This window comes from Catenibacterium sp. GCM10023432, assembly GCF_042651925.1.
Taxonomy (GTDB): Bacteria; Bacillota_I; Bacilli_A; order Erysipelotrichales; family Coprobacillaceae; genus Catenibacterium; species Catenibacterium mitsuoka.
The window spans coordinates 1-10645 of sequence record NZ_JBHSEB010000026.1 but is presented as its reverse complement, the minus strand read 5'-3'; the positions used below and the strand labels follow the sequence as shown (position 1 = coordinate 10645).

The 10645-nt window shown below is 34.2% G+C and carries 11 protein-coding genes; 1 reads left to right on the top strand and 10 read right to left on the bottom strand.

Annotated features, from left to right (window positions below):
• Positions 1 to 89 precede the first annotated feature (89 nt).
• From gap to ACFOZZ_RS04080, 9 genes are all read right to left on the bottom strand, one after another.
• A complete protein-coding gene (gene gap, locus ACFOZZ_RS04120; RefSeq protein ID WP_278780651.1) occupies positions 90 to 1103 on the bottom strand; it encodes a type I glyceraldehyde-3-phosphate dehydrogenase in 1014 nt (337 codons plus the stop codon).
• Between the two features lie 197 nt (positions 1104 to 1300).
• Entirely contained in the window at positions 1301 to 1447 is a 147-nt protein-coding gene (locus ACFOZZ_RS04115; RefSeq protein WP_279147319.1) for a hypothetical protein, read from the bottom strand.
• Between the two features lie 54 nt (positions 1448 to 1501).
• A complete protein-coding gene (locus ACFOZZ_RS04110) occupies positions 1502 to 1819 on the bottom strand; it encodes a hypothetical protein (protein WP_279079320.1) in 318 nt (105 codons plus the stop codon).
• A 118-nt stretch (positions 1820 to 1937) separates the two neighbouring features.
• The gene (locus ACFOZZ_RS04105; RefSeq protein WP_278780648.1) at positions 1938 to 2471 is read right to left on the bottom strand and encodes a hypothetical protein; all 534 of its coding nucleotides are present in this window, start codon (positions 2469 to 2471) and stop codon (positions 1938 to 1940) included.
• A gap of 68 nt (positions 2472 to 2539) precedes the next feature.
• Positions 2540 to 2875: a DNA-directed RNA polymerase subunit delta gene (rpoE, locus tag ACFOZZ_RS04100; protein ID WP_279068190.1), complete on the bottom strand. Its 336-nt coding sequence runs from the start codon at positions 2873 to 2875 to the stop codon at positions 2540 to 2542.
• A 9-nt stretch (positions 2876 to 2884) separates the two neighbouring features.
• The gene (gene argS, locus ACFOZZ_RS04095; RefSeq protein WP_286696809.1) at positions 2885 to 4546 is read right to left on the bottom strand and encodes an arginine--tRNA ligase; all 1662 of its coding nucleotides are present in this window, start codon (positions 4544 to 4546) and stop codon (positions 2885 to 2887) included.
• Positions 4547 to 4614: 68 nt separating this feature from the next.
• Positions 4615 to 6177, bottom strand: coding sequence for a cardiolipin synthase (gene cls, locus ACFOZZ_RS04090; RefSeq protein WP_278780645.1), 1563 nt, complete (start codon positions 6175 to 6177; stop codon positions 4615 to 4617).
• The gene (locus tag ACFOZZ_RS04085) at positions 6174 to 6569 is read right to left on the bottom strand and encodes a DUF1934 family protein (protein ID WP_055234140.1); all 396 of its coding nucleotides are present in this window, start codon (positions 6567 to 6569) and stop codon (positions 6174 to 6176) included. The genes cls and ACFOZZ_RS04085 overlap by 4 nt, the downstream gene beginning before the upstream one ends.
• Entirely contained in the window at positions 6569 to 8152 is a 1584-nt protein-coding gene (locus ACFOZZ_RS04080) for an HD domain-containing protein (RefSeq protein WP_279068192.1), read from the bottom strand. Before ACFOZZ_RS04080 ends, ACFOZZ_RS04085 begins: the two co-directional genes overlap by 1 nt.
• Before the next feature lie 88 nt (positions 8153 to 8240).
• On the opposite strand from ACFOZZ_RS04080, the gene ACFOZZ_RS04075 reads away from it, so the two are divergent.
• Entirely contained in the window at positions 8241 to 9056 is an 816-nt protein-coding gene (locus tag ACFOZZ_RS04075) for a purine-nucleoside phosphorylase (protein ID WP_278860355.1), read from the top strand.
• 29 nt (positions 9057 to 9085) lie between these two features.
• On the opposite strand, the gene ACFOZZ_RS04070 is transcribed toward ACFOZZ_RS04075, so the two are convergent.
• A complete protein-coding gene (locus tag ACFOZZ_RS04070; RefSeq protein WP_055234138.1) occupies positions 9086 to 10549 on the bottom strand; it encodes a family 1 glycosylhydrolase in 1464 nt (487 codons plus the stop codon).
• Positions 10550 to 10645 lie beyond the last annotated feature (96 nt).

The following is a 10645-nucleotide window of genomic DNA, read 5'->3' as shown; positions in this document are numbered from 1 at the left end:
CTTTACAAGTGGAAACCCCCAAATATTTAAAGCGAGTTTTTTATTGACCCCCCTTAAAAATTAAAGGTTCTTATTTAATTCAGATTTGATTAAGCTAATTCTGAGAAATACTTGATTGTCTTAACCATGTTAGAAGTGAATGAGTTTTCGTTGTCGTACCAAGATACAACCTGAACTTCACTATTTCCATCAGGTAAAGCTGTAACCATAGTCTGAGTTGCGTCAAATAATGAACCGTAAGTCATTCCAACGATGTCAGAAGATACGATTTCGTCTTCATTGTAACCGAATGAATCAGTTGCAGCAGCCTTCATAGCAGCGTTAACTTCATCAACAGTAACAGTACCCTTAACAACAGCTGTTAAAACTGTAGTTGATCCAGTTGGAACTGGTACACGAACTGCAGAACCGATTAATTTACCATTTAATTCTGGGATAACTAAACCGATAGCTTTTGCAGCACCTGTAGATGATGGTACGATATTAACTGCAGCAGCTCTAGATCTTCTTAAGTTACCTTTTCTCTGTGGTCCATCAAGAAGCATCTGGTCACCAGTGTAACCATGAACTGTTAACATGATACCACCCTGGATTTCTGCTAACTTGTTTAATGCATCAGCCATTGGAGCTAAGCAGTTTGTAGTACAAGAAGCTGCAGAGATAACCTTATCATCTGCTGTTAATGTTTTGTTGTTTACGTTGAATACGATAGTCTTAAGATCGTTTCCAGCTGGAGCTGAAATAACAACCTTCTTAGCACCTGCAGCTATATGAGCTTCAGCTTTTGCTTTTGAAGTGTAGAAACCAGTACATTCAAGAACTACGTCTACGTCTAATTCCCCCCAAGGTAATTTAGAAGCATCTGGTTCTTTATAGATAGTGATCTTCTTACCGTTAACTGTGATGAAATCTTCTCCTGCTTCTACAGCATCAGCATATTCATATTTACCCTGTGAAGAATCATACTTTAATAAGTAAGCTAACATTTTAGGTGAAGTTAAATCGTTGATAGCTACTACTTCATAACCTTCTGCATCAAACATCTGTCTGAATGCTAAACGACCAATACGGCCAAATCCATTAATTGCAACTTTTACTGCCATAATATGACATTCCTCCTTAAATAATTTCTATTTGTATTATAATCCAGCACTTAACTAAAATCAACTATTTCACAAGGATTTATGTAAAGGTAAACCCTTTCATCACAACTTTTTTTATACTGCAGATTAAAAGGCAAAAATAAAGCATAAGCATGTAAAAAGTATGTTAATTTGACGTAGATATAGTGAGAAAGAACTTAATCATCAGCATATAACTCTTTCCATCTTTCACTACCTTCCATTGGATTGTCTAGGTAGAAATCCCATTTTTTTATTTGTTCTTTTGCTTCTTCTGCTGTATACGAATCATCATTAAATATACAATCTAATTCATACTTGTACATATTCTGATGATAATAATCTAGACAACGCAACACCTTATCTGAAAATAATAATTCTTACCATAGTAATTCTATGAGAACTTCGTTTCCTTCTAAAAGTTCTGGGAATATATATTTCTGTACATCACCTAATACGTCTACCATAAGAATTATAAAAATGAACATACATGATACTCCTAAAATAATTAATCCACATACTGCCATAATATAGAGTAAGTTTTCTCCTTGCTTCTTCAAATCAGTGAGTATCCAATCACAAACAATTGCACCTAGTACAATGATACAAAAGGCAACAAGGATTCCAAGCACACTACCTGTTTTAAATTGTGATATGATCCAATCTCCAATAAGACCATAATATAGAAAAGATTTCATTTTCATCCCTCCTCACCTAACAATGCATCTCCTTAAATAATTCTCAAAAAAAGAATAAGGATTTCTCCTTATTCTTCACCGTAGTTATCTCATTCACATGCCATATTGGCAGATCAACTTAATCATCTGGATGCTGTTCTTTCCATCTTTCACTACCAACCATTGGATTATTTATATAGAAATCCCATTTTCTTAAACGTATTTCAGCTTCTTGTTCTGTATAAGAATTATCAAAAAATAAATTTTCTAATTCATTTTTATAAACCTGCTGATTATAGTCATCAAGACTACGCATCACTTTATCTGAATTATATGATTCTAATAATACTAAATTTCTACGTTCTGTATTTTCCATCTTTGATGTTCTTGTTGTTTTAGGTGCATTATCCTGGGATTCCATCATAAGAGCAATAATATATAGAATCAATAATACAGCAATCATCACAAAACCATAAATGAAAATATAAGCCACTAAGATTCCCAGGCAAAAAAGATATTGTTTTTTCTTCTTCAAGGAACTGAATATCATTTCACAAACAATTGCGCCTCCAATCAGTATAACAAATGCAATCAGACACTTAATCGTTTCTTCAGTCATGAATAGGCCTGTTATCCAATTTCCTATGAGACCATATAATAAAAAATATTTCATTTTCATCCCTCCTCACCTAATAATGCATATCCTTAAAAAATTCCAAAAAAAAGAATAAGGATTTCTCCTTATTCTTCACCATAGTTATCTTCAACTAAACCTTCGTCTTCTTCTTCAGTGCTTTCTTCTGATTCATCTTCATTGTAGATATCATTCATATCAATATGCACTTCTTCGAATCTATGTCTTGTTCTAAGATCCCATTTGTTTTCACCAACAGTGATCATACGACCATCTAAGATCATATTTGTATAGAATAATGATTCGTTATCATCCTTCTGTGCTTCATCGAATTCTTTCTTTTCAGCAACTTCTTTCCAAATATCATAGAAACTCATTGCTCCTGCTGATTTAGTAAGAATTTCAAATGCAATATTAACCATTGACTCTTGTCTGTAATCCATAGTAGCCTCCTACATCTTTTCTGGTGCATGAACACCAATTAAGTTTAATGCGTTCGCAAGTGTAATACGTGTTGCTTCTACAAGTGCTAAACGCTGAGATGATAATTCTTTGTTTTCTTCATCGATTACATGACAGTCACCATAGAATGAATGGAATAACTGAGCTAATCTCTGAATATAGTTTGCAATCTTATGAGGTGCTCTTGTACGAGCTGCATCATTGATTGTGTTTTTGAATTCATTAATGTGTTTTAATAATTCAATTTCTTTTGGGTTATTAATCAATTCAAAGTGATCTGCAGGTTCAATATTCTTTTCTGCTGCTGATCTCATGATTGAACACATTCTTGCATGTGCATACTGTGCATAGTATACAGGGTTTTCATTTGACTGTGATTTTGCAAGACCTAAGTCAAAATCAAATGGTGTGTTTGCTGCTTTTGCTACAAAGAAATAACGAGTTGCATCTACACCAATATCATCAATAAGATCACGAATAGTAACAGCGTTACCAGTACGTTTACTCATCTTAACAACTTCACCGTTTTCAACCATTCTTACCATCTGTAAGATATCGATATTCAACTGATCTGCATTATAACCTAAAGCCTGGATAGCTGCTTTCATACGGTTGATATAACCATGGTGGTCAGCACCAAGTAAGTCAACTAAGTAATCATAACCTCTATTCAACTTGCTTAAGTGATATGCAATATCTGGTGTGAAGTATGTATAACTTCCATCAGTTTTAATAAGAACACGGTCCTTATCATCACCAAAATCAGTTGTTCTAAACCATAAGGCTCCATCCTGTTCATATGTATAGCCTTTTTCTTTTAACTTATTGATTGCAGGTTCAATCTTATTACCTTCATATAAAGAAGTTTCAGAGAACCATACATCAAATGATACACGGAATTCCTTTAAGATATCTTTGATCTTCTGTAATTCATGTTCCGTACCCACCTTACGGAAATAAGCAATGGCTTCTTCTTCAGTTAACTGAGTTAAAGCATCTCCTTCTTTTTCCTTGATACTCTTTGCAATATCAATGACATCCTGTCCCATATATCCATCTTCAGGAATTGGACGCTCGATATCAAATAATGCAAGATAACGGCTGTATAGAGATAATGCAAGGTTAGTGATCTGCTTACCAGCATCATTAATATAATATTCTCTTGTTACATCATAACCTGCTTTAGTCATGATACGGCAAATAGAATCACCTACTGCAGCACCCTTTGCATGACCTAAGTGTAAGTCTCCTGTAGGGTTTGCAGAAACGAATTCTACGTTATATTTCTTTCCTTCACCGAAGTGAGTCTGTCCATAATTGTCCTTTTCTGAAAGTACTTCAACAATTACTGAAGTAAGCGCATCATTTTTCATAAAGAAGTTAATGAAACCAGGACCAGCAATTTCTACTTTTTCTACATGTGCTGCTTCCTGATCAAGTGAATCAACAATGGCTGTCGCAATTTCACGTGGATTCTTATGGAGTGTTCTTGTCAGCTGCATCGCAATGTTAGTAGAATAATCACCATGAGTAGAATCCTTAGGAATCTCAATCATGATATTTTCAGGGGTGATATCTACTGATTCAAAGCACTTATTAACAGACTGACCAATGGCGATTTTTAGTGAGTTTTCAAGCTTATTTTCAGCCATCTTGTATTCCTCCTTTTTTATTTCATACTCTAAATAATGTATCACAAAATGTTGGACTGTCAAGAATTTTATAATAGCGGTGAAAATAATCTCAATAATCCTTCTACGAGTCCTTTAAAATGACGGCTATCATCTATTTTTACTGGTGCACAAATTTCATTCATCTCTCTAAAATCTCTCTTAATCGCAGATAAACATTCTGCTTCATATAATAAGACATTACATTCAAAATGGAGATAAAGAGAACGATAATCAAAATTAATTGTTCCTACTGTCGCTGCTTTTCCATCTACTAACATGACTTTTGCATGTAAGAATCCTGGCAAGTATTCAAACACCTCAATACCTGCACGAATGAGATCATAATAATAAGAACGTGTGACTCTAAAAACAAGTTTCTTATCAGGTACATGAGGGACATATAATCTGATCTTAACACCATTCTTCGAAGCCAGGCACAATGCCTTCAACATGACATCATCAATAATAAAGTAAGGTGTCATAATATCGATACTTCTAGATGCATGTGTAATCATATTTAAATAAACAGATTCTCCTACCCCTTCATCATCGAGTGGATCATCTCCATAAGGTAATACATAACCTGTATTTTTAAATGGTTCAGGATGGTAGGTATGGGGTTTAAATTGTTCTATATCTTCTCCATGATATTCCTTATGATAGGCATAGAATGTGGAAAGGAACATAGATGTCAATGACCATACTGCTTCTCCTTCTAAACGAATACCTGTATCCTTCCAATGTCCAAAACGCATTTTACAGTTGATATACTCATCAGCCAAGTTAAACCCTCCAGAATAACCAATATAACCATCAATTACACAGATCTTACGATGGTCTCTGTGGTTCTGACTTAAAGAGAAGACCGGAATAAAACGATTGAACATCACTGTTTTAATACCTGCTTCTTCTAGCTTCTTCGCAAAGTGAAGAGGTACAGTTGTAAAGGAACCGAAGTCATCAAAGATAAAACGAACATCGACACCTTCCTTGACCTTCTGTTTTAAAATACCGATGATAGTATCAAACATAAGACCTTTAGACACAATAAAGTATTCCATAAAGATAAAATGTTTTGCATGTAGAAGATCTTTAATCATATCCTGGTAGTTATAATCACTTAATGAATAATATTTACATTCTGTATGATTATAGATAGGGAATGATTGTCTGTTGAGATAATCTAAAGAAATAATCTTCCTATTAATAATCTGGTTTCTAATAACTGGATCTTGTTGTCTTGTTTGATTGAAATATTGTACTTCTGGCTGAATCTTTTTCTTTAACCAGCGTGAAGGTCTCTTATTACCTAATAAAAGATAGAGTAGTCCACCCACATTAGGTAGCAGCATGATAAAGAAGATCCATGTCATCTTATAATTTGTATTCTCATCTTTACTAATTAAATAAAAGATCATAAATGCGGAAAGTGAGATAAATAAGAAACGAACCACGCCATTAAAGTCTGTGAGTATTGACGCAAAGTATAGAAGATAAATAGCCTGAATACAAATAAGCGCAATATAGATTACAATCGGACTCAATAAGAACTGAATAAAACGATAAAGATATTCAAAAAACAATGCTGTAAAACGTTTTATATGTTTCATGAAGGCATTCCTTCTTCATCTATATCAGAATAATGCACCATCATATAAGCTTTTGTTACAAGATGCTCTTGATCATAGAGCTCATAAATGAACTTCATTGTGCCTTCTCTATATTCTAAAGAAACCACATTTGTATGAAGTTCTACAATACCATAGGGTAATGTATATTTATTCGGTACACGCATATCCTTATTAAAATGTAATACAGATTGATCATTCACAAGATGAACATGTGTTTGATCATATTGAATACGAATAGGTTTTCCATCTACTTCAAAAGAGATATAATGAATCCCTTTGTCTTCATAATGATCCCCAACCTCTTTATATTTTACTTTTTCTTTTACTGGACCATTCACCAATAAACATTCATAAGAAATTCTTTTTTTCATCATTCTACCTCCTTAATTATATAGCAACCTTCTGTACGATACCCATTTTCTAAGTAAAAATCAAGAGATTGTGAATAAGGAACGATCTTCACTACATGTATATGTTGTTTCTTGAATAAATCCTCTATGGCACCTAATACTTCTTTCTCATAGAATTCTCTACGGTCATCAGGAAGTAATACAATATCTTTCACACAATTATCAATAATATGTGCACATCCAATAACATGATCTTCTTGATAGAATTCTAAGAATAATCCTTCCTGAGACCATTCTTTAGAAGTCTGTTCAAGGATATAGTGCGTTCCCTGAGCATCCATATAGTTACTAAAATATTGATATCTAAAAGAAGAACGTCGAATCACTTGTCTTGTAGAAAAGATCTTCTGATCCTGTTTGGCTTTACCTAATAATATAGCCTGTACAATTTCTGATTCTTCTGGTAGAGAACTGATTGTTCCATCTTCCTTAAGGATCTCTACTTCATTTGCATGTCTGACCTTCATACGCTTATAAGGCACCTGATTCATAATCGCATCACTTGTGACATAATAGCGAGGATCCAATCCCTCTTCTATACATATCTTTCGTGTATTTTCATAATCTTCATCACCCTTAAGTGTACGATATTTAAATAATTTTCTTTCTAATAAACGAGTCGATAAATCCTTGAGGATGGTATCCTCTTCATCCATAAAGCATCTTATATAATAAAGTAATGATGTTTCATCCAGCTTCACAAATTGTTCAGGTGTAAAGTTATCTTCTAAGAAAGGAATAAGAAGTGGAAATGAAGATTTAAAGGTATAGTGTTCTTTATAAAGATCCTTTACACGTTTCATAACACTCCCTAGCACCTGTTCATAGCTTCTAGATACGGGATGATAATAAACCTGCCAGTACATATAATAACGAGCTAGAATATAGTCTTCTATTGCTTGTACACCGGATGATTTAAAGACAATACGATTATCTACAATACGCATAGTACGTAGTATTCTTGATAAATCAAACTGTCCATAAGTCACACCACAGTTATAAGAATCACGTAGAAGGTAATCCATACGATCAGCATCCACCTGACTAGAAATCATCTGCACTAACATTGGCTTATCGGCTTTCTTTTCTATAATACTTGCCACATCTTCAGGTAAATGAGAATCTATTTGTGTTAGGACTTCATGGACTTCTGTATGTCCTCTAATAAGCGCTGTGGTCATCTCTTCATGATTGTATTGGAAGATTCCTTCAAATGAATGAGAGAAAGGACCATGTCCTAAATCATGTAATAGGGCAGCACATAATACAGTCAATCGTTCATAGTCGGTTAAGTGTTTTTTAACTTGTTCAAGTTCTGTCATTTGGCGTGTTATTTCATAAACACCTAAGGAATGCACAAAACGTGAATGTTCTGCACTTGGAAATACCATGGATGTACCTCCTAACTGTTTAATACGTCTTAAACGCTGAAACTCTTTTGTATTAATGAGCTTCCAGATAGGCATATATTCTACATGTATATAATCATGTACAACATCTCTAAATACTTTAGTATCAAATAAACGATAGTCTTCTAAATGCATGGTATCACCCTCCTTATTAGGCTTATTTTATCATTTTTATAAGATATTTGCGAATGATATAGACTATAATAGATATGGAGGTATATTTATGTATATTGATGAAATTTATGCTGCACGTGATTATATTCAGTCACGTTATAAAAATCCTATTGATGTTGCTATTGTATTAGGTTCAGGTTTAGGGCCACTTGCTGATGTGATTAATGAACCTGTAGAAATTGATTATAAGGATATCCCTTATTTCCCTGTTTCTACTGTACCAGGACATGCTGGTAAATTAATTATTGGTGAAATAGGTGGTAAGACTGTTGCCTGTATGAAAGGACGTTTCCATTTCTATGAAGGCTATGATATGCAGAAAGTCACAATGCCTATTCGTGTATTTAGTGCTTTAGGTATTAAGAACCTTATTGTGACAAATGCCTGTGGTGGTGTAAGAGATGATTTAAATCCAGGACAGATTGTGATTATTTCTGATCATTTATCATTCATGATGCCATCACCTTTAAGAGGACCTAATCTAGATGACTTTGGACCACGTTTCAAGGATATGACTGATGTTTATACATCAACATTACGTTCTCTTGCCATAGAATCCGCAAAGAAAGTGAATGTAGATGTAAAAGAAGGCGTTTATTGTTTCTTTAAAGGACCACAATTTGAAACACCTGCAGAAATCAGAGCATTCAAGACACTTGGTGCAGATATGGTAGGTATGTCTACAGTGCCTGAAGCTATTGTTGCAAGACATTCTGATATGAAGATTTTAGGTATTTCATTAGTAACTAATAAAGCAGCAGGATTATCTAGTAATGAATTGAATCATTTAGAAGTTATGGAAGCAGCGAACAGTGCAGAAGAAAGACTTGTAAAGCTTGTAAAACAGATTTTAGAAGACATGTAATAAAGACCAGCGTGCGCTGGTCTTTTGTTTTAGTCTAGATTTTCACCATTAGATTCAATGACTTTCTTATACCAGTAGAAAGAATCTTTCTTACTTCTCTTCATTGTACCAGTACCATCATCATGTTTATCTACATAAATAAAGCCATAACGTTTTCTCATTTCTCCAGTACCTGCAGAAACAAGATCAATACAGCCCCAAGTTGTATAACCGATTAAATCAATACCTTCTTCAATCGCTTTGTCCATTTCTTTAATATGTGCACGGTAGTAGTCAATTCTATAATCATCATGAATAGAGCCATCTTCTTCTACTGTATCAAATGCACCCAAACCATTTTCTACAACCATTAATGGTAATTCATAACGATCATAAATGACTTCAAGATAGTATCTTAATCCTTCAGGATCTAATGCCCATCCCCAATCAGAATATGTTAAGTAAGGGTTACGTACACCAAACGACATATTACCACCTACTGTATCTTCATTCTTATGAGTTGTAATAGACTGAGACATGTAATATGAGAATGTATAAAGATCAACAGTACCATTCTTTAATTCTACTAGATCCTGTTCTGTGATATCTAATTCGACATTATGTTCCTTCCATAAACGTTTAGCATATGTTGGATATTTACCTTTACACTGTACATCTCCACAATAGAAGATACCTTTTTCCCATTTATAACGGTTGAAGAGAATATCTTTTGGATCAGAAGTGAGTGGATAATAAGTAATACCACAGATCATGCAGCCAATCTGATAGTCAGGATCAATTGCATGACCAATCTGTACAGCTCTTGCACTCGCTACAAACTGATAATGAAGATGCTGATAGGCTTCCTGGAAAGCTTCATCACTTGCATTATCAGGTAAGAAGTTAATTGTATTATTGATTTCATTAAATGTAAGCCAATATTTAACTAAACCTTTATATTCCTTAAAGATAGTAGTCACATACTTTTCATATAATTCAATATACTTTCTATCCTGCCAGTCACCATACTTTTCTTCTAATGCAAGTGGTGTGTCAAAATGCCAGATAGAAACGAGTGGTTCAATACCCGCATTTCTTAGTTCTGTAAATACATTTCTATAGAAGTCTAAACCAGCCTGATTTGGTTCTGCTTCTTCTCCTGTAGGATAGATTCTAGACCATGAAATAGAAAGTCTAAACATCTTGAATCCCATTTCTTTAAGTAATGCGATATCTTCCTTATAGTGATGATAGAAATCAATACCATCATGGTTAGGATAAAGTTCATCATCAAAGACTGCAAAATGAGCCCCCTCTGGTAATTTAAAACCATGGCTAGGTAATTTCTGTTTCTGACCATCCTTATCAATAAATGTAACCATTCTAGGAGTATTCACTGTTCCTCCTGTAGTTACATCAGTACGGGCCATACCTCTTCCATCTACATTCCATGCCCCCTCACACTGATTGGCAGCAACAGCGCCACCCCAATAAAAATCTTTACTAAATGTCATTGTTTATTCCTCCTGAATCATATTATGTCAACTACCCACGACCTAAAGGTCATGGGCTTGTAACTGCCCAGTCGTATTAACGGTTTACACCTCCGA

Excerpts from the sequence above, each read along its gene's own strand:
- ACFOZZ_RS04070 (WP_055234138.1), bottom strand. The coding sequence starts at position 10,549 with ATGACATTTAGTAAAGATTTTTATTGGGGTGGCGCTGTTGCTGCCAAT.
- ACFOZZ_RS04110 (WP_279079320.1), bottom strand. The coding sequence starts at position 1,819 with ATGAAATCTTTTCTATATTATGGTCTTATTGGAGATTGGATCATATCA.
- ACFOZZ_RS04115 (WP_279147319.1), bottom strand. The coding sequence starts at position 1,447 with ATGTACAAGTATGAATTAGATTGTATATTTAATGATGATTCGTATACA.
- ACFOZZ_RS04080 (WP_279068192.1), bottom strand. The coding sequence starts at position 8,152 with ATGCATTTAGAAGACTATCGTTTATTTGATACTAAAGTATTTAGAGAT.
- ACFOZZ_RS04105 (WP_278780648.1), bottom strand. The coding sequence starts at position 2,471 with ATGAAATATTTTTTATTATATGGTCTCATAGGAAATTGGATAACAGGC.
- rpoE (WP_279068190.1), bottom strand. The coding sequence starts at position 2,875 with ATGGATTACAGACAAGAGTCAATGGTTAATATTGCATTTGAAATTCTT.
- argS (WP_286696809.1), bottom strand. The coding sequence starts at position 4,546 with ATGGCTGAAAATAAGCTTGAAAACTCACTAAAAATCGCCATTGGTCAG.
- gap (WP_278780651.1), bottom strand. The coding sequence starts at position 1,103 with ATGGCAGTAAAAGTTGCAATTAATGGATTTGGCCGTATTGGTCGTTTA.
- ACFOZZ_RS04085 (WP_055234140.1), bottom strand. The coding sequence starts at position 6,569 with ATGAAAAAAAGAATTTCTTATGAATGTTTATTGGTGAATGGTCCAGTA.
- cls (WP_278780645.1), bottom strand. The coding sequence starts at position 6,177 with ATGAAACATATAAAACGTTTTACAGCATTGTTTTTTGAATATCTTTAT.
- ACFOZZ_RS04075 (WP_278860355.1), top strand. The coding sequence starts at position 8,241 with ATGTATATTGATGAAATTTATGCTGCACGTGATTATATTCAGTCACGT.